We start from the raw sequence: 18,483 nt of genomic DNA on the forward strand, positions 1-18,483 counted from the left end.
TCCCATGAACCTTCGAAGCTCTTTAACCCGCAGAGAATTGCGCCTGTTCCGGTTGATCGATCGCCTGCTCCGGCTCATCGGACGGATTCCGCGCCCTGCGGCCAAGCGAATTGGCAACGTTTTGGGGGAGGCCGCATTCTGGCTGGACAAACGGCACCGGGATATCACTTTACAAAATTTGCAGGTTGCCTTTGAACAAGAACTGGATGCCTCCCATCGGCAGTCGCTTGCCAGGGCCGTCTACCGCAACCTGGGACAGATTCTGTTTGAGGTCGGATGGTCCCTGAACGCCGATTGGGAAACACTTTGCCGGCAGATTACCATAACGGGGCTGGAAAATTATCAAGAAGCCTGTCGCCGGGGTAAGGGGGTGCTGGTGATCACCGCGCACATGGGCAACTGGGAATTACTTCCGATCGTGGCCAAACGGGCGCAGCTCCCCATCAACATCGTATACCGCCCCCTGGACTTCAAGCCGTTGGACCGCTTTTTCGAACACACCCGATCCCGATATGGTGCCAAACTGATACCATCGAGGCGTGCCCTGGTGAAGATTCTCAAGGCACTGAGAAAAGGCGAAGCTGTCGCCATGCTGATGGACCAGAACGTGGACTTTTACGAAGGGGTATGGGTAGACTTTTTCGGCCATCCGGCCTGCACGAGCAAGGCCATGGCGGTGATCGCCATGAAAACGGAGGCTGCCGTGCTGCCGGTATTCCTCTATCGGCAATCGGACGGTTTCCGGGCGGTTTTTGGACAGATCCTGACTCCTGCCGCTTCAACCGGGGACAAACAAAAGGACGTCGAGGCCAGAACCGCCCAGTACACCAAGGTAATCGAAGATGGCGTACGCGCCGAACCCGACCAGTGGTTCTGGGTCCATCAGCGCTGGAAGACCAGGACCTTCTCTCCCTGGCCCAGGCAGGAGCGATCCTCTTGAGCAGAGACTTTTTTAAGCGGAGCGATGTCAAGCGGTTGCTGATCCGATCCACCAACTGGATCGGCGATGCCGTGATGACGACGCCGGCCGTGCGGGCCATCCGCCGCCATTTTCCTGGCGCCAGCATCAGCCTGCTGGCCAAGCCCTGGGTGGCGCCGGTGTTCGCCAACAGCCCTCATGTGGATGAGATTATCGTTTACGAGGCCAATGGCCGGCACCGGGGAGCGATGGGCCCGATCCGCCTGGCCCGAGATTTACGGCGCCGCGACTTCGATGCGGCCATCCTGCTGCAGAATGCCATCGAAGCGGCCCTGATCGCCTTCTTGGCCGGTATCCCGATGCGAGTCGGCTTCGACACCGACGCCCGCCGCCTGCTGCTGACCCATCCGGTTCGCTGCACCAAGGCCATCAAAGCCATCCACCAGACCGGCTACTATCTGAAAATTCTGGAAGGGGTGGGAATCCCGCCCCGGGGACAAATTCTTGAACTGAGTGTGGGGGATACGAACCGGCAGAGGGCCAAGGAAATCCTCACCGAGCAGGGCGCCCTGCCAGGACGCCGGGTCATCGGGCTCAACCCCAGCGCCACCTTTGGCCCGGCCAAGCAGTGGTTCCCCGAAAGATTCGCCGTACTGGGCGACCGTCTAAGTCGGACGCTTGATGCAGCCATCGTGATTTTTGGCGGGCCGGCGGATCGGGACCTTGGAAACCATATCGCCGGCATGATGCAAGCCCCTGTTGTCGATCTGAGCGGCAGAACCAGCCTGGGCGAGGCCATGGCCCTGATCGAGCGGTGCGATGCCTTCGTGACCAACGATTCGGGACTCATGCACGTGGCGGCTGCAGTGAACACCCCCCTGGTGGCCGTCTTCGGATCGACCAATTCCACCACCACCAGTCCCTTCAGCTCCACCAGCCGCATCGTCCGTGTGCCCATCGAATGCAGCCCCTGCATGAAACCGGTTTGCCCTTTGGGGCATATGAACTGTATGCGGCAGGTATCGGTGGAGGTGGTGGCCGAAGCGGTCGAGGGTTTGCTGTGAATATTCTCATTGTCAAGCTCAGTGCCATCGGCGATGTGATCCACACGTTGCCCGCCCTCAATGCCATCCGGCAGCACTATCCAGAGGCCCACATGACCTGGCTGGTGGAGGAGGCCGCCGCGGATCTGGTCATCGGGCACCGTGCTCTGGATCGGGTGATCGTATCGGGGCGCAAACGCTGGATCGCCCAACTTAGATCATCCCTCAGAAAACAGGCTATTGCGGAAATACGGGCTTTCTGGCGCGATCTGCGCGACACCCATTACGACATCGTCATCGACTTCCAGTCCCTGCTGAAAAGCGGCATGCTGGTCCGGTTGGCCCGGGGAACCCGCAGAATCGGCTTCGACAAGGGAATGCAGCACCAGGAGCACAGCTACCTTTTTCTCAATGAACGGGTGCCGCCGGTGGATATGGAGGTTCATGCCCTGACCCGCGGACTGATGCTGCTGGAAGCCATCGGCATCCACACCCGTGAGGCGGTGTACCACGTCCCCGTCTCCGAAGATGACCGGCGCCGGGTGAACGATCTTTTGAAAAATCAGGGCATCGATGGCAGCCGAAGACTGGTGGCGATCAATCCCGTGGCCCTGTGGGAGACCAAACTCTGGCGCAACGAACGCTTCGCAGCATTGGCCGACTGGTTTATCCGGGAAGAGCAAGTGGACGTCGTCTTCACCGGGGGGCCGGGTGACCGCCGGGAGGTGGCGGACATTCAGGCCATGATGGCAGCACCCGCAGCAAGCCTGGCAGGAAAAACCAGCTTAAATCAACTGGCCGCCTTGTACCGGCAATCGGAAGTCTTGATTACTACCGACACCGGGCCCATGCATCTGGCCGCCGCCGTGGGAACACCGGTGGTGGCCCTTTTCGGTCCCACCGCCCCCTGGCGAACGGGGCCGTTTGGCGAGGGGCACCGGGTGATTCGAACGGCACCCCCATGCAGCCCCTGCTTCAAGCGTCGTTGCGACGAGCATCAATGCCGGTGTATGAATGAGATCACGGTTGAGATGGTGCGGGAGGCCGTGAAAGGACTGCTGGCAGAAATTACAGAACTACCGATAAACCAGGGATCTTCGAATTGAATTCGTTTTCCTCCGTACGCTCAACGCTATACCTGCCTGCTGTAACCGTAATAGCGATTGGCCTGCTGATACGATTATATGCGTGTTGGGCAACTTACATTATTCCACCCGATGGTGCGCTTTATCTCTACCAGGCGAAAATGATCGTCACCGGCCAGTGGGGTAAGTTGACCGGATGTGGTTTGACATACATCTCCAGCCTCCCATTTTTCATTGCTTTTTTCTATACACTGCTTCGTGACTGGGTTGTAGCCGCGCAATCGGTTTCCTTGCTTTTTGGAACGGCAACACTCGTTTTTGCTTACTTCATTCTGCGTGAATTCTGCGGACGAAAGATCAGTAGCCTGGCTACATTGATCCTCTCACTGACCCCCGTCATGGTCAGCCGGAGTGCGGATGTCGTCCGCGGACCTGTTTTCTGGTTTTTTCTGAGTTTGGGAATTTATTTGTTTATCAGGGGAATAAAACGGGAAAAAGCCGCATCCTGGCTCATCTGCTCGCAGATGGCATTTCTAATGGGGACTTGGGCCAGAGTCGAAGGGATTCTCGCCATTCCGGTTTCACTGGCATACTTGATCATTTTTATGAAAGTACACCACATCCGCCAGCTTTTCTATTTTTGTCTTCCTTTGCTGGTTTTGGCCGCGGCCCTTTTTGCTGTGCACTTCTCAACCGGTAAACAAGTGGGTTCTTTGTGTCGAGCGAACGAGGTTGTCGTTAAGATCACCAAACCTTTTAAGAAGTACCATATACTGCGCAATCAGATCAGGGTAGCTGCAGAAGCAGATATGCCAAGTCCGATGCGATGGTTTATGCCGGAAGCCAGATCAACAATTTGGCTGGTCGCCTTTGGTGTCCTATTGAACAGGATTTGTGAGGGATTTTTCTATCCGTTTCTTCTGATTTACTTGGCTGGATTAAAAGGGATTCGAAAGCGTCTAATCGGAGATAAAAGATTATTTTATTTTCTTTTCATGTGTACTTCGATTTTTGCGTTGCTTTATATTCACACACTCGACACATGGACCCTACATTACCGAATGGTTATTTTTTTAATTTTGCCAAGTATTTTATTCGCCGCATTCGGTATAGAAAATATTTCAGAATACTTAAGAAAAAGAACCAAACTAACCCGCAATCGCATCTTGGTGGGGTTGGCCGTTTTGTTACTGGTTGCAGGTATTCCAAAGAACGTAAAACTGAGAGACCCGGAAAAGATGGTTTTTCGGGAAATCGGTAACAAAATCGCTCAATTTGAGAAAAATCCTGAAGGACGGACCGTCATCTCCCCGGTTGCTCTTCATCGTTGGATTTCTTTTTATGCAAATATGGATGTCGATGCCCCTCCTTGCCCCGAACCGGACAAAAGTATCATCTTTCCAAACTCTGACGATGAATTAGCATCTGCTCTCCGCCAATGGAAGAAGCGCAACGTCGGCTATTACCTGTGGCAAGAACGAAACTGGTCTGGAGATAAAAGGTTCTTGGAAGATGAAACTGTTAAAGCGGATTTGGTATTGATTGGCAGTTGGTCTCATCCGGACACCGGGCGACTGATGCTATTCAAGATTAAAGTGGACCCGTCAAATCCGCGACCGAAGCATAAAAAGGAGTAATGTTCGCCAAATTCTATTCCGGGACCCGTGTGGCAGTGATTGCCCCGCGGAGTGATCGGACCTAAAAAAACGCATGCGATAGACAGTATAAGAATGAGCCAAACCCCAAAACAACCGCAAAGACCTCGACTGAGCATCATCATCGTCAGTTACAACACGTTGGATTTGCTTCGGGATTGTATCCTATCTATCCTTCCCCAATTAGGCCCCCATGACGAAGTGATTGTGGTGGACAATGCCTCCAGCGATGGCAGCGCGGATATGGTGGCGAACCATTTCCAGAATACCACCCTAATCGCCAGTAATAAAAATCTCGGATTCGGAAAAGCCAATAATAAGGGGATTTCGTTAGCCAAAGGTGAACTCATCTGGCTTCTCAACCCTGATACACGGTTGATGCCCGCAGCACTTGACAAGGCCGTTGGGTTTATGTCCTCCAATTCTTCCATTGGCATGGCTGGTACCGCATTGATCTACCCCGATGGCTCACCACAATCCTCTGTGGAAAGGCGATATCCCGGTCATCGGTATGGCAGGCCAGAGCTCGGCCAGTTGCCGGGCGAGATCGCTTGGGTAATGGGGGCTAGCATTGTTGCCAGACGGGACGTTTTAGAAACCGTCGGTGGTTTTGATGAGCAGTTTTTTCTTTATGGCGAAGAAATCGATCTTTGTCTGATGGTCAGGAAAATGGGGTGGCCGATTGGCTTCATAGAAGATGCTGTCGTAGTGCACTTCGGTGGGGGAAGCGAACGCAAAAATCCCCCGACAGCGGTCATGGAGAAAAAATTCAAAGCGGAGATGCTCTTTTACCGGAAGCATTACTCCGGGGCCATAATCAGAAAGATTCAGCGAAAAAACCGTATCCAGGCCGGCTGGCGTCTGATGACCTTGATTCCGCTCAGACTCCTGAAACCCGGTGATGCAACCATTGCCGCAAAGCATGATTTCTACCGATTATCCTGGCGTTTTTTCAGAAACAAATGATTTGACGCTGTAGTAGATCTGTTTCACCTGATGGGACGCCTGTTCCCAACTGTGTTTGGATGCCGTTTGAAAAGCCTCACGCCCCATCGCTTCGAGATTCGTGTCATCGGCCAAGGTGAGTAAGCAGGAACAGACGGCCTCTTTGTCTTCCCTGTCCACCACAAACCCGTTGCGACCTTGCACGACAATATCTTTGGCGCCCACCTGCCGACTGATCAACACGGGAAGCGATGCCGCCATGGCCTCTAAGACCGTCAGGCCGAAAGTATCGAACCGGGAGAGCATGGCAAACAGATCGCAGCCTCTATAGATTTGTTCGATGCCTTCTTCAACGATTCCGGCAAATTTGATGTCTTCGGCGATTTTCAAGTCGTTGGCCATCCTCTCGAACTTTCGGATATTTCCTTTGCCCACAACAAGCAGCTTCAGGGACATTCCTGCCGGTTTCCGTTTGGCTGCCGCCAAACCTGCCATCAAATAATCCAGGCCTTTGATCTCAAAATTCATGCTGACAAAAAGAACGATCTTATCTGATGCCGTGAATCCATATTTTTCACGGACAGCTTTACGAAAGTCGGTCCTTTGACCGTATTGAAAGGCTTGCAGTTCTACTCCCGGATAACAGATTTCCACCGTTTTTCCATAGCCATCATAAACGGACATAAAGGCATCCCGGGTGAGCGTTGAAACCGGCAACAAATATTTACAGCGATCACTTTCTACCAGGCGTCGTTCGATGTGGTCATAGACTCGATCAAACAGGCTCATTCTCTTTTTTCTGACGGTTTCGATCCACATCCGATGAGGGATTCCATGCATGGTAAACAGATCGGCATCGAAGATGCGTTCATGGGTATGAATGATATCGACACCGACTCGATCGATCTTTCTTGCGGCAAACCACGCAAAGCTCCACATCGATACAAATCGCGGGAAGGTGATGATAGGGATCCGGTGAAAAAATACCTGGCTGTCGGGGGCGCGCCATCGGTTGGCAAAAACATGCACTTCGAAATTGGGATCTTGGGCGATTCGTTCTGTCAGTTCATAAACAAATTTTTCCCCCCCACCTACAGTACCATATTTGGGGATAACCACACCAATCTTTAATGGTTCTCTCATCGGTCTGTCTGGGCCAGAAAACGTTTGCTGAGTATTGGTTCCGCGGCATCCATGATTTCGTCAACGGACAACGCTTCCAGACATCGGCTGACGCCGCTGTCGTCGCAGCCTTTCCGCCGGCAGGGCACACAGGCAAGTTCCGGTTGAATGACCAGGTGACGATTGCCGCGGGGTGCCCAGGAAGATGGTGCAGAAGGACCGAAGATGCTGACGGTTGGTGTTCCCGTGGCCGCTGCGATATGCACACCGGCACTGTCGACACCAATAAAAAGACTCGCCAATGACAGCAAACCGGCCAATTCACCAATGGTTGTCAATCCCGCCATGTTAATTATCTGGCCGGTGCAGCGGTCGGCAATCTCTTGGGCGCGGTGTCTTTCGTTTGGTGCGCCGCTCAACAGGATCGGAATGTTGCTCCGGCCGGCTATCCGATTTACCATATCTACATATTTTTCCGGGTGAAGTTCCTTGTACTGCCACAGGGAGAAGGGCTGCAGGACGATGAAAGGGTTGTCTGGATGAATCCCCTCGGCATTCAGTAATTGCGTGACTCTTTTTTTCAAGGGATCGGGTACCGGGAGCACAGGGTCCGGCTTGTCCGGCTTGATTCCCAGCCACTTGACCAGTTCAAAATAGTAATCGGCAACATGGGTTCCCAATTGGTAGTCCCGATGCACCAGATGGGTGAAGATACGGTTGCGCCACATTTTCCCTTCTGCTTCGAAAAAACCCAGCCTGTATCTGGCATTGGCCATCAGGGAGGCGATTGCACCCCGGGTTCCCGTTCGAAAGTCTATGGACAGGTCGTAGCGGTGACTTTTCAAACTGGATAGAAAGGCAAGCTGATACCTGATCGCCGAAAGAAGGGACCGCTTTGTTTTATCCACGGTGATTACAGCGTCCACATCCGGGCACAGCGCCATCAGTTCGCTCGCTTTTTTTCGAACGCATACGACCACCCGATTGCGGGGAAATCTTTTTTTCAGCGCACGCAATGCGGGAAGGGTTAACACCACATCCCCGATGTCACCCAACTGGATAGCCAGAATGGCGCCGTGTTTCACCTGAATAGGGTTTCTTCTTGCACGCATGGGAATTTTCCAGTTCCGAGTCAGGGGCATCCGTTGACATGCCACCACACGATTTTAAGGTAACGGATACAGCGCAGCCGCGTCGCTTTATGCATACCAGCGGTGAACAGGGTTGCCAGCAGGTTCAGCAATGCGCCCACCAAAAGGCGCAACCCGATAATCCCATGGTAGATGGGATAGATACGCGGATGCCATTTGCGAATGAACTGATAGCGCGAGCGATAAAACATGATACGCGAGGATGCGCCGCTTCCGGCGCTTTGCCCCTGGTAGTGATAGATCCTGGCGTCAGGGATGAAATAAGAACGCCAGCCCGCACGTTTGAACGACAAGGCCCAGTCGGTTTCTTCCATGAAAAAAAAATAGCGCTCGTCCAAAACACCGGCCGCATCCATAGCCGTTTTCCTGACAATCATGCAGGCACCGATACAGGATTCGACCTCTATCGGTTGTGTGTATGTCTGGTATTTGCTTGGAAAGCGGCGTGGGCAGATCATTCTCAACACCGACTCGTTGACCGCCAGCGAGAGCAAGGTCGGAAAATTGGCAAAGGAATTCTGCCTGGAGCCGTCCGCATTGAGCAACTGCCCGCAGGCCATACCTGCATCCGGGTGTGTTTCCATGAAGGTATGCAGGCGGTCCGCGGCACCTTCGAGCAGTTCGGCATCGGTGTTGATCAACACGGCGTAGCGCCCCTGCATGACGGCGAAGGCCTGATTGTTGGCGGCCCCGAACCCTCTGTTCTCCCGGTTGACGATGCAACGGACCTCGGGGAACTGCCGTCGAACCGCTTCGACGGACCCGTCAGAGGAGGCGTTGTCCACCAGAATGATTTCGTACCGCTGGTCAACGACGTTGCGATGGATCGCATGAATACACTGGCAAAGCAGGTCGCGCGTGTTCCAGTTGACAATGACAAAAGAGAGGTCGAACTCAACCATCATTTTATCCGCTTCGGTCTTTGATTAAAGACCGGTATGGTTCCGCTGCCATTGGTTTATGCAGCGTTGTCTGCCTTCCAGGCTGTCTATCAGTGCTCCGGCGAGGGCGGGTAATCGGTAAAGTTTTGTGCCGCTTCCCAGGCTTTGGCATGTTTTAAGAAGATGTAGCCCGAAGAAATCATGGCGATGATCAGACCCGGCCATCCGTCCAGGAATCCTCGCTTCCACAAGTAACATTCCAGAAATTTTCCCAGGGTATGGGGAATCCCGCTCAACAGGAAAAGTGGGCCGGCCCCGCCCCGACTCTTGACGTATACATCGGAAAACCGATTGGCCGTTGTAACGTGGTCGGAAATATTGCGGTAAACCAGATGACGCAGCGCTGCGGAGAGGGCTTCAACCGATCCGTCCACCATCAATTTTTCATGCAGGCCGTCGCCGACCCAGCTGCCGGCACCTTTGCGTACGAGGCGAATCTTGCGATCGGGATACCAGCCGCCATGGCGGATCCAGCGGCCGAGATAGTAAGAAAGTCTCGGCATGGAAAAACCTGCCGTTTCGGATGCGGCCGACGCCAGGGCCTTTTGGATTTCCGCAGCCAGTTCCTCCGGTACGAATTCATCCGCGTCCAGATTGAGAATCCATTGGCCTTTGGCCTGCTCCATGGCAAACTGCTTCTGATCGGCGTATCCCATCCAGTCGTGGTGGATCACCCGGGCGCCGGCGGCTTCGCACAGTGCCACAGTAGCGTCGGTACTGCCCGAATCTACAACAATGACCTCGTCGGCGAAATTGGCGTGTTCCAGCAGATGGCCGATGCGGTCGGCTTCGTTGCAGGCAATGACCACGATGCTGATTTCAGCTTTCATCGGCCCTGCTGTTTGTGGAAAATTGTGTGGCATAGAGCTTGGCGTATTCTCCCTTTGCGGCCAACAGGGATTCGTGGGTGCCCTGCTCGACGATTCTGCCGGATACGATGACGGCGATCCGGTCTGCTCCCGCGATGGTGGACAACCGATGGGCGATCACCACCGTCGTTCTGCCGATCATCAAGTTTTCCAATGCCTTTTGAACCACCGCTTCGGCTTCGGAATCCAAAGACGAGGTGGCTTCGTCTAAAATGAGGATGGGTGCATCTTTGATCAATGCCCGGGCGATGCATAATCGCTGTTTTTCACCCCCGGACAACCGGCCGCCCAGTTCCCCGATCATGGTATCGTACCCCTTGGGAAAACGCAGAATGAAGTCATGGGCAAAAGCCGCCTTGGCCGCGGCAACAATCTGATCTTCGCTGGCATCGGGATTGCCGTAGGCGATGTTGTCGCGCACCGTTTCATTGAACAGGATGGGTTCCTGGGTTACGATGGAGATTTGGCGGCGCAGATCGGCAATGGAAAACTGGCGGATGTCGATGCCGTCGATGCAGATGCGGCCGCCGGTGACATCGAAAAATCGGGGAATCAGATTGGCCAGGGTGCTCTTGCCGCCGCCGCTCATGCCCACCAGCGCCAGGGCCTGTCCACGCTTGACGGTCAGATCAATGTCTTTGAGCACATCCTGCTCGCCATAGCTGAAACGAACCTTTTCCAAAGTCAGGTCATGGGGGGTCGCGGCGATCTCTGCCGGTGTGGCAGGATCCTTTATCTCGGATCGCGTCTCGATGATGTCGAAAACCCGATCGGCGGCGGCCATACCCTGCTGAATGGAGTTATTCAAGTTACTCAGCTTTTTGACCGGATCGTACAACAGAAGCACACAGGCCAAGAAGCTCATGAAGGTACCCGGCGTGGTTTTGCCGTCGATCACTTCCGATCCGCCGTACCAGATCACAAAGGCGATGCCCAGCCCGCCGAAAAATTCCATGATCGGTGACGAAAGCGCCCGTACGATGACCCCCTTGATTTCCAGTTTGAAAAGCCGGTCTGTCCTTTCGAAAAACCGACGCTTTTCATGGGGCTCCATGCCGAAGGCCTTGACGATCTTGTTGCCGGCGAAGGTTTCGTGTAAAAATGCACTCAGGTCGGCCATGGCCTCCTGACAGCCGGTGCTTACCCGCCGGACTTTGCGACCCAGGATAAAGATCGGCCAGAAGGCCACTGGCAAGATAAAAAAAGCGATGATGGCCATACGCCAGTTCTGGTAAAAAATCACCGCTGTAAGGCCGACGATGGTTGCCGCGTCCCGGACCGAACTGGTGACCGCTGTGGACACCATAGCTTTAAGGATGTTCACATCGTTGGTGATGCGGGACATGAGGGTGCCCGTGCGCTCCTTTTGAAAGAAGGCCAGGGAGAGATCCTGAATCCGGTCGTAAAGCATGTTGCGCAGTCGACGGATGATGTCCTCGCCGACATAATTCATGAAATAATCCTGGCCGTAGCGCCCCAACCCGTTGATCAAAAAGACGACAATCACCACCAAAGGAAGCAGAACCAGCCCGGTGGTGTTCCGGTTAACGAAGATGTCGTCGATGACCGGTTTGATCAGGTATCCCATGGCGGTAGTGGCGCCGGAAACCATCAGGCTGCAGATGGCTGCCATCACTAACCGGCCGCTGTTTTTCCGGACCAAGGCCAGGATGCGCCGATGTCGATCCTTTATCTCAAAATTGAAAATAGCGTTCACGCTCGGTTTCCTATCGCATTCTTCGCATTTAATTAGGATGGCAGCTAAATAACCCATGCAAGCGGTTTTGTAAACGCCGTGCAAAAAAATAGAAGCCATGTCCTTGTGAAAAAAGACATCCCGTTGGAACGTATCGGAGCGTTGCCATTCCGTCCATGGCGTTATATATATGAACTGCTCATAGCTGACAGCCAAGAGGTTCATGGACACGGCGGTTTGGATTCAAGTCGTCGAAATACGGAAGACAACGATGCCCCATAAAGAGATCGATCTTACATCAGTTAAAACCTATCAGGCTTTGACAAGGGCCTCCAAAGTGACGACAACGCTCGAGGGAAAACGGCAAAAGTGCGGGCTCAGCGTTGCCGGTTTCCTCGATTCATTGCCGGCCGTCCTGAAGGCCGACGACCTGAAAGCGGTCGCAAAAGCTGTGGTACAGGCCCGGCAGGCGGACAAACCGGTGATCGCCATGTTCGGCGGCCACGTCATCAAGACCGGCTGCGCCCCGGTGCTGGCCGGCCTGGCGGACGACGGATTCATTACCCATCTGGCCTCCAACGGCTCGGCGGCCATTCACGACACGGAGCTGGCTCGTTTCGGGCACACCTCGGAGGATGTCGCCGCACAGCTCGAAGACGGTTCTTTCGGCATGGCCGCGGATACCGCCAAACTGGTCAACGACGCGGCCAGGCGGGCCGCTGCCGGCAACGAAGGTTTCGGGGAAGCGGTAGGGGCCCTGCTGGTCGAAGAGAATGCCCCCCATCTCCAGCGGGCGCTGATCGCCCGGGCTTATGAATTGAATATCCCCTATACCCTGCACGTGGCATTAGGCACCGACATCGTTCACCAGCATCCCACGGCCAGCGGGGCGGCTATCGGCGAGGCGTCGCTGAGGGATTTTCGCATCTTTGCATCCACCGTTTCCCGGCTGGGCGACGGGGGCGTGGTGATCAATTTCGGCAGTGCGGTGATCATGCCGGAGGTTTTTCTCAAGGCCCTGGCGGTGGCCCGCAATCTGGGCTCTCCGGTGAAGGGGTTCACCACCGCCAATTTCGACATGATCCAGCATTACCGTCCCGGCGTCAACGTGGTACAAAGACCGGTGCTGTCCGGCGGCAGCGGCTACGCCATTACCGGCCACCATGAAATCATGATCCCCCTGTTGGCGGCAACGATTTGCGAGTTCGCGGCAGCCGGTTCCTGACGCCTGCCCCGGCACCGCTTCCCGCTCCGATCATTCGGTAAGACGGATAAAAGGGCTGCAAGTCGTCGCGGTTTATGTTAATTTACTTATTTTGTCCCGCACGCCGGGGGGGGTAATCCAAACCAAGGAGCGCATGACCATAAAATGCTCGATACCATGATCGACGCCCACATCCGCTGTTTGCAAGGTCTCAAATCCATGGCATCTGGACTGGAAAATGCGGGTGCTGCCATGCTGCAATGTTTGCTCGGCGGCGGCAAGCTGATGATCTGCGGCAACGGCGGCAGCGCCAGCGACGCCCAGCATTTTGCCGCCGAAATCGTGGGCCGTTTCGAAAAAGAGCGCCGGGCCTACCCGGCGGTGGCCCTGTCCACGGATACCTCCATTTTGACTGCCGTGGGCAACGACTACGGCTACGATGAGGTATTTGCCCGCCAGGTAGAGGGCCTGGGACGGCCCGGGGATATCCTTATCGGCATCTCCACCTCCGGCGGATCGGAAAATGTGGTGCGGGCCGTACAATGTGCCCGCGGCATGTCCATGCCGACGATCGGCCTGTTGGGAAAAGACGGCGGTGTGTTGAAGGAACTCGTGGATCGGGCCATCGTCGTGGAAAACGACACCACGGCCAGGATCCAGGAGGCCCACATTTTCATTTTGCATTATTGGGCCGGGCTCATCGAACGCGGCCTGATCGGCGATGGGGAAAACCGGGAGTCCGCTTCATGACCGATTTCGAAGATTTAGGTCCCCGGCTGAAGCAGGCCAGGATTCTCGTGATCGGCGATCTGATGCTGGACTGCTACTATTGGGGCGAGGTGCATCGGATTTCGCCGGAAGCGCCGGTACCTGTGGTCCGGGTGAAGGAAAAGACCTTTCAATTGGGAGGCGCCGGCAATGTGGCCGCCAACCTTGCCGGCCTGGGCTGCAACGCCACCGTCATCGGTCTGATCGGCCGGGACGAGGCCGCGGAGCGGATCCGCAACATGCTGGCGGCAATGGGGGTCGCAAGCGGCTGCCTGGACGACACCGGGCGACCGACCATCACCAAAACCCGCATCATGGCCAGCAAACAGCAGGTCGTACGCCTGGACGAAGAGGACGGCCGCGCCATCGATGACGCCGTTGCCCATCGCCTTTTCGAATTCGCCGATAGTATGCTGGATCGGGTGGACGCCGTTGTTTTATCCGACTACGGCAAGGGAATGTTTACCTCCGGGACGCTCGTGCAGCAGTTGATTACCGCCTGCCGGAAACAGGGGCTGCCTGTTTTCGTCGATCCCAAGGGAAGGGACTGGCAGCGCTACGCCGGAGCAACCTGCATCACCCCCAATACCGCCGAGCTTGAACTGGTGGCCGATGCCCCGGTCAAGGCCCGGGAAGACCTTATCCCGGCCGCTGGGAGGGTCCGCAAGCAACTGGAGCTGGACTGGCTGCTGGTCACCCGGGGCCCCAGGGGGATGGCCCTGTTCGGCCAGTTGGATGATCCCCTCATGATCGCCGCCCGGTCGCGGGAGGTCTTTGATGTGTCCGGCGCCGGGGACACCGTTATCGCCACCTTCGCCGCCTGCGTCGCAGCCAAAATGACCTTCGGCGACGCAGCCGCCGTGGCCAATGTGGCCGCGGGGATCGTGGTCGGCAAGCTGGGAACCCAGCCGGTGAAGTGGCCGGAACTGGAAACGGTACTGCAAGATGACCGCCGCAGCGAGCCGGCATCCACTTCGTGGAAGGTTTCAGATAGGCAAGAGGCTGTCTCGCGGCTCACCCGCTGGCGGCAGGCCGACCAACGGATCGTGTTTACCAACGGCTGCTTCGACCTGCTGCATCCCGGCCATGTCAGTTTGCTGCACCAGGCCCGTAAACTGGGGGACCGCCTCGTCGTGGGTCTGAATACGGACGCATCCATTCAACGACTCAAGGGGCCGCAGCGGCCCATCCTACCCGGAGCGGATCGGGCGGCGATCCTCAGTGCTCTCGAGGATGTCGACATGGTGGTCTTTTTCGATGAGGATACCCCTTTGAATCTCATCGACCGGCTCAAACCCGATATTCTGGTTAAAGGCGCCGACTATCGCATCGAAGATGTGGTCGGCAGGGATCTTGTTGAATCCTACGGCGGGCGGGTTCGGCTGGTGGAGATCCTGGAAGGCCACAGCACCACTGCCATCGCCCGCAAAATTTCCGAAACCAATAGAGGTACCCCATGACGATTAATCAGGAATTGCTGGAAATTCTCGCCTGTCCGAAATGCAAAGGCGAGATTCATCTCAACGAGGCTGAAGATGGGCTGATTTGCGAAGCCTGCCGATTGGTTTACGAGATTCGTGACGATATTCCCATTATGTTGATAGATGAGGCCAAACCCCTGTCCGTGCCCATCCAGAAATGACCAATTTGCCCGATACCTGCGTTGCGCTCAACATTTATTCCTCGGAATATTAACTATATATCTGCGGATAAATGTTTTGGACGCCTTGATCTCGACCAAATTTGCCTATTTCTGGACGGACACGATTTGGATAGCCATGAGTAAGCCCCAACCCCCCAAACCGGCAAAACCGATTGTCGGCTTTTTTTTAAAGGAGCGGGATCTGGCAGCGGAAATCGTCCAGGCCCTGCAGGTACAGTTGGGGCCTGTTGACATGGTCAGCCCTTGGCTGGACTTTGACTTCACCACCTATTACGAAAAGGAGATGGGGGCCTCGCTCAACCGCCGCCTGGTGGTTTTCAAAACACTCATGGAGCAGGACCGGCTGCCGTCGATCAAGCGGATGACCAACGATATCGAGGCCCGCTACCTGCAAAAAGGGAAACGGCGGGTGAACATCGATCCCGGCTACCTGCTTCCCGAACGGTTCGTGCTGGCCACCGGCAAGAATTTTACCCATCGCATCTATATTGGCCAACGGATTTACGCGGACCTGACGCTGATTTACCAGAAGGGTGCCTTTCGCACCCTGCCCTGGACTTACCCCGATTATGCCGACCGATGTCTGATTGACTTTTTAACCCTGGTCCGGAATAAGTACATGCTGGATCTGAAACAAATGGGGGATTCCCGAATTGCGGAATCGGGAGATTAAGGAATTGAAAAAGTCAGTCCTGGTTCCGCCGGCGGAAAGGTATCCTGTATGATCAAGAGTATGACCGCCTATGCCCGGGCGGAAATTCAAACCGGTCCGACCGGTGTGCGGATCGAAATGCGTTCTTTCAACAATCGCCATCTGGATGTGGCCCTGAAGCTGACCCACGGTTTCGAGCCACTGGAGGAGCGCATCCGGAGCGTCATCGCCGAAACCGTAGCCCGGGGCCGGGTGGATATGCGGGTGCAGATCCAGGAGGAATCGGAAGCCGGCATCGACTTTGCCGTCAATCTGCCCCGGGCGCAGGCCTATCACCGCGCCCTTTCCCAATTGAAAGAGGAACTGGGGATCGAAGGCGCCATCGGACTGGAAACCGTCCTGGCCGGCGGCAGCATGGTTCAGGCCCTGGAAACGGAAAAGGATAGCGAAGCTGTATGGCCCCAGGTTCAAGATTGCCTGAAAAGCGCCCTGGACCAGTTGGATGCCATGCGGCGGGTGGAAGGCGACAATATGGCCGCGGACTTCAAACAGCGTCTGGATGCCATTGAACGGATGCTGTATGAGATCGAATCCCAGGCCGCGGGCCTGCCGGATATCTACCGGCAGCGGCTCAAAGAGCGCATCGACGCGCTGACCCACGGCCTGGTGGAGATCGACGAAGCCCGCATTGCCCAGGAATCTGCCCTGCTCGCGGATCGCAGCGATATCTCCGAAGAGATCGTCCGGGCGAAAAGCCACATCCAACAGTTCAGAGCCCGTATGGAAGACGACACGCCGGCGGGAAGACCCTTGAATTTTCTGCTTCAGGAGTTCAACCGGGAGTTCAACACCATGGGCGCCAAATCCGGCAAGGCCGGCATGTCCCATGTGATCGTGGCGGTGAAATCGGAATTGGAGAAGTTGAGGGAGCAGGTCCAGAACGTGGAGTAGTGCCTATCCAGAAATGGCCACTTTGCCCGATATCTTTGTTGCGCGAAAAATTTTATCCTCGAAATATCAACCATATGTCTGCGGTAAAATTTTTCTTGCGCCTCGATCTCGACCAAATTTTCCTATTTCTGGACGGGCACTACGGAGGTTTGCATCCAGAAATGGCCAGGGTTTGAAAATGGAAAAAAAACTGTTGAATATCGGATTCGGTAACACGGTGGTGGCTGATCGGGTGGTGGCCATTGTTTCGCCCAGTTCTTCCCCCATGAAGCGACTCAAGGACGAAGCCCGCCAGGAGCGCCAACTGGTAGATGCCACCCAGGGACGCCGTACACGGGCCATTATCGTCATGGACAGCAACCACATCTTTTTATCGGCGATTCAGTTCGAAACGGTTTCCCAGCGTTTCGAGGACTTGAAATCGGAAAAGTGAGCGGTTTGGCAGCGCAACAGGATCATCGTCAGGCACAGAAAAAAGGCCGGCTCTTCGTGGTTTCCGCCCCTTCAGGGGCTGGGAAAACCACGTTATGCAGGGCGGCACGCGAGAAACTGCCCCATCTGGTCTATTCGGTAAGTTCCACCACCCGTCGGCCCCGCAAAGGTGAAGTTGACGGACAGGACTATTTTTTCGTCTCCGAAGCGCAATTTCGCGCGGGCATCGAACGCGGGCTTTGGGCGGAATGGGCTCGGGTACATGACAACTACTACGGTACTTCCGCGCAATTTCTCGACGACCACCTGCAGGCCGGTCGCGATGTGCTGCTGGATATCGACGTCCAGGGTGCCCGACAGATTCTGCAACGCTATCCGGAGGCGGATACGATTTTCATCGCCGCGCCCTCCATGGCGGTGCTTCGCCAGAGGCTGAACGCAAGGGGTCTGGACAGCCCCGAGGTGATCGAACTGCGCATGAAAAACGCCCGGGCCGAAATGGATTGCCGGGATTTATACCGGCACGTGGTGGTCAATGACGACCTGGATGCGGCCATCGAGCGGTTTGTCGACATTTTAAGCGGCGGGGCCGACTGATATGGCCGCCAAACGAAAGGTCCCGCAGCCTTCCCGGGAGGTCCTGTTCGGTTTTCACCCGGTGATCGAAGCCCTGAACGCCGGCCGGCGAAAGATCCACTCCGTGATCGTGGACCGGGATACGCTTTCCGAGCGCCAGGCAGAGGCGATCCAGCTTGCCCAAAAGCAGGGCATTGCCTGGAACCGTCAAACGCCCGAACAGATCCGGTCGGCCTGCGGCAGCGATCAGCACCAGGGGATCGCGGCTTTGGCATCTCTACTGCCCAACGATAGTGTAAAAGCCGTCGTGGCCGACGCTGCGTCGAACGCCAAGAGCCCGCTTCTGGTGCTGCTGGACGGCATCGTAGACCCCAACAACCTGGGGGCCATCGTCCGCACGGCCCATTGCGCCGGGGCCGATGCCCTGGTCGTTCCCAAAGACCGGGCCGCGGGACCGACGACGGTGGTTTCCAAAGTCTCCGCCGGCGCCCTGGAACATACCCGCCTGTGCCGGGTGACCAACCTGACGGGAACCATTCAATGGCTGAAGAAAAAGAGCTTCTGGGTGGCCGGATTGGATATGAAAGGAAAGCAGTCTCTCTTCGAGGCCGATTTGAAAGGTCCGTTGGCCCTGGTGATCGGAGGAGAGGGCAGGGGGCTGCGGCGGCTGGTGCGAGAGTACTGCGATTTCTTGGTTTCGATTCCGCTGTGTGGGCGCGTGGACTCGCTGAATGCATCGGCGGCGGCAGCCGTGGTACTATACGAAGCCTTGCGCCAGCGCCGGTTGGGATAGCCGCCCTGACATCCAAAC

19 protein-coding genes are annotated in these 18,483 nt (G+C 55.8%); 14 read left to right on the top strand and 5 right to left on the bottom strand.

Features of this window, described 5'->3' with window-relative positions; all coding sequences use genetic code 11:
• Positions 1-4 precede the first annotated feature (4 nt).
• The 5 genes from GN111_RS33165 to GN111_RS33185 all read left to right on the top strand — a co-directional run bounded on the left by GN111_RS33165 (position 5) and on the right by GN111_RS33185 (position 5,668).
• Complete coding sequence (locus tag GN111_RS33165; RefSeq protein WP_155307838.1) at positions 5-940, top strand: lysophospholipid acyltransferase family protein; 936 nt, start codon at positions 5-7, stop codon at positions 938-940.
• The gene (gene waaF / locus GN111_RS33170) at positions 937-1,983 is read left to right on the top strand and encodes a lipopolysaccharide heptosyltransferase II (RefSeq protein ID WP_155307839.1); all 1,047 of its coding nucleotides are present in this window, start codon (positions 937-939) and stop codon (positions 1,981-1,983) included. Before GN111_RS33165 ends, waaF begins: the two co-directional genes overlap by 4 nt.
• Complete coding sequence (gene waaC / locus GN111_RS33175) at positions 1,980-3,068, top strand: lipopolysaccharide heptosyltransferase I (RefSeq protein WP_155307840.1); 1,089 nt, start codon at positions 1,980-1,982, stop codon at positions 3,066-3,068. Before waaF ends, waaC begins: the two co-directional genes overlap by 4 nt.
• Positions 3,065-4,684, top strand: a complete 1,620-nt coding sequence (locus tag GN111_RS33180) for an ArnT family glycosyltransferase (RefSeq protein ID WP_170302577.1) — start codon at positions 3,065-3,067, stop codon at positions 4,682-4,684. Before waaC ends, GN111_RS33180 begins: the two co-directional genes overlap by 4 nt.
• A gap of 93 nt (positions 4,685-4,777) precedes the next feature.
• Entirely contained in the window at positions 4,778-5,668 is an 891-nt protein-coding gene (locus tag GN111_RS33185) for a glycosyltransferase family 2 protein (RefSeq protein WP_155307842.1), read from the top strand.
• Here GN111_RS33185 and GN111_RS33190 read toward each other — a convergent pair.
• The 5 genes from GN111_RS33190 to GN111_RS33210 all read right to left on the bottom strand — a co-directional run bounded on the left by GN111_RS33190 (position 5,639) and on the right by GN111_RS33210 (position 11,447).
• Positions 5,639-6,790, bottom strand: coding sequence for a glycosyltransferase family 4 protein (locus tag GN111_RS33190; RefSeq protein WP_155307843.1), 1,152 nt, complete (start codon positions 6,788-6,790; stop codon positions 5,639-5,641). The two genes, GN111_RS33185 and GN111_RS33190, sit on opposite strands and share 30 nt — an antisense overlap.
• Positions 6,787-7,881 (bottom strand): glycosyltransferase family 9 protein, encoded by a 1,095-nt coding sequence (locus GN111_RS33195; protein ID WP_170302578.1) that lies wholly within the window; start codon positions 7,879-7,881, stop codon positions 6,787-6,789. Before GN111_RS33195 ends, GN111_RS33190 begins: the two co-directional genes overlap by 4 nt.
• Positions 7,882-7,901: 20 nt before the next feature.
• A complete protein-coding gene (locus tag GN111_RS33200; protein ID WP_155307845.1) occupies positions 7,902-8,825 on the bottom strand; it encodes a glycosyltransferase family 2 protein in 924 nt (307 codons plus the stop codon).
• An 86-nt stretch (positions 8,826-8,911) separates the two neighbouring features.
• Positions 8,912-9,691, bottom strand: a complete 780-nt coding sequence (locus tag GN111_RS33205; protein WP_170302579.1) for a glycosyltransferase family 2 protein — start codon at positions 9,689-9,691, stop codon at positions 8,912-8,914.
• Positions 9,681-11,447, bottom strand: coding sequence for an ABC transporter ATP-binding protein (locus GN111_RS33210; protein ID WP_331457699.1), 1,767 nt, complete (start codon positions 11,445-11,447; stop codon positions 9,681-9,683). The genes GN111_RS33205 and GN111_RS33210 overlap by 11 nt, the downstream gene beginning before the upstream one ends.
• A 250-nt stretch (positions 11,448-11,697) precedes the next feature.
• On the opposite strand from GN111_RS33210, the gene GN111_RS33215 reads away from it, so the two are divergent.
• The 9 genes from GN111_RS33215 to rlmB all read left to right on the top strand — a co-directional run bounded on the left by GN111_RS33215 (position 11,698) and on the right by rlmB (position 18,465).
• Complete coding sequence (locus GN111_RS33215; protein WP_155307848.1) at positions 11,698-12,651, top strand: GSU2086 family protein; 954 nt, start codon at positions 11,698-11,700, stop codon at positions 12,649-12,651.
• Positions 12,652-12,795: 144 nt separating this feature from the next.
• Complete coding sequence (gene gmhA, locus GN111_RS33220; RefSeq protein WP_155307849.1) at positions 12,796-13,380, top strand: D-sedoheptulose 7-phosphate isomerase; 585 nt, start codon at positions 12,796-12,798, stop codon at positions 13,378-13,380.
• Positions 13,377-14,858 (top strand): bifunctional D-glycero-beta-D-manno-heptose-7-phosphate kinase/D-glycero-beta-D-manno-heptose 1-phosphate adenylyltransferase HldE, encoded by a 1,482-nt coding sequence (gene hldE / locus GN111_RS33225; RefSeq protein ID WP_155307850.1) that lies wholly within the window; start codon positions 13,377-13,379, stop codon positions 14,856-14,858. The genes gmhA and hldE overlap by 4 nt, the downstream gene beginning before the upstream one ends.
• Positions 14,855-15,040 (top strand): Trm112 family protein, encoded by a 186-nt coding sequence (locus GN111_RS33230; RefSeq protein ID WP_155307851.1) that lies wholly within the window; start codon positions 14,855-14,857, stop codon positions 15,038-15,040. The genes hldE and GN111_RS33230 overlap by 4 nt, the downstream gene beginning before the upstream one ends.
• A gap of 136 nt (positions 15,041-15,176) precedes the next feature.
• Positions 15,177-15,734, top strand: a complete 558-nt coding sequence (locus GN111_RS33235; RefSeq protein WP_155307852.1) for a DUF4416 family protein — start codon at positions 15,177-15,179, stop codon at positions 15,732-15,734.
• A gap of 48 nt (positions 15,735-15,782) precedes the next feature.
• Positions 15,783-16,664 (top strand): YicC/YloC family endoribonuclease, encoded by an 882-nt coding sequence (locus GN111_RS33240; protein ID WP_155307853.1) that lies wholly within the window; start codon positions 15,783-15,785, stop codon positions 16,662-16,664.
• Positions 16,665-16,842: 178 nt separating this feature from the next.
• A complete protein-coding gene (locus tag GN111_RS33245; RefSeq protein ID WP_155307854.1) occupies positions 16,843-17,097 on the top strand; it encodes a DUF370 domain-containing protein in 255 nt (84 codons plus the stop codon).
• Between the two features lie 5 nt (positions 17,098-17,102).
• Entirely contained in the window at positions 17,103-17,693 is a 591-nt protein-coding gene (gene gmk / locus GN111_RS33250) for a guanylate kinase (protein ID WP_155307855.1), read from the top strand.
• A gap of 1 nt (position 17,694) precedes the next feature.
• Complete coding sequence (gene rlmB / locus GN111_RS33255; protein WP_155307856.1) at positions 17,695-18,465, top strand: 23S rRNA (guanosine(2251)-2'-O)-methyltransferase RlmB; 771 nt, start codon at positions 17,695-17,697, stop codon at positions 18,463-18,465.
• Positions 18,466-18,483 lie beyond the last annotated feature (18 nt).

The sequence above is a fragment of the Desulfosarcina widdelii genome, from assembly GCF_009688965.1.
In the GTDB taxonomy this organism is placed as follows: domain Bacteria; phylum Desulfobacterota; class Desulfobacteria; order Desulfobacterales; family Desulfosarcinaceae; genus Desulfosarcina; species Desulfosarcina widdelii.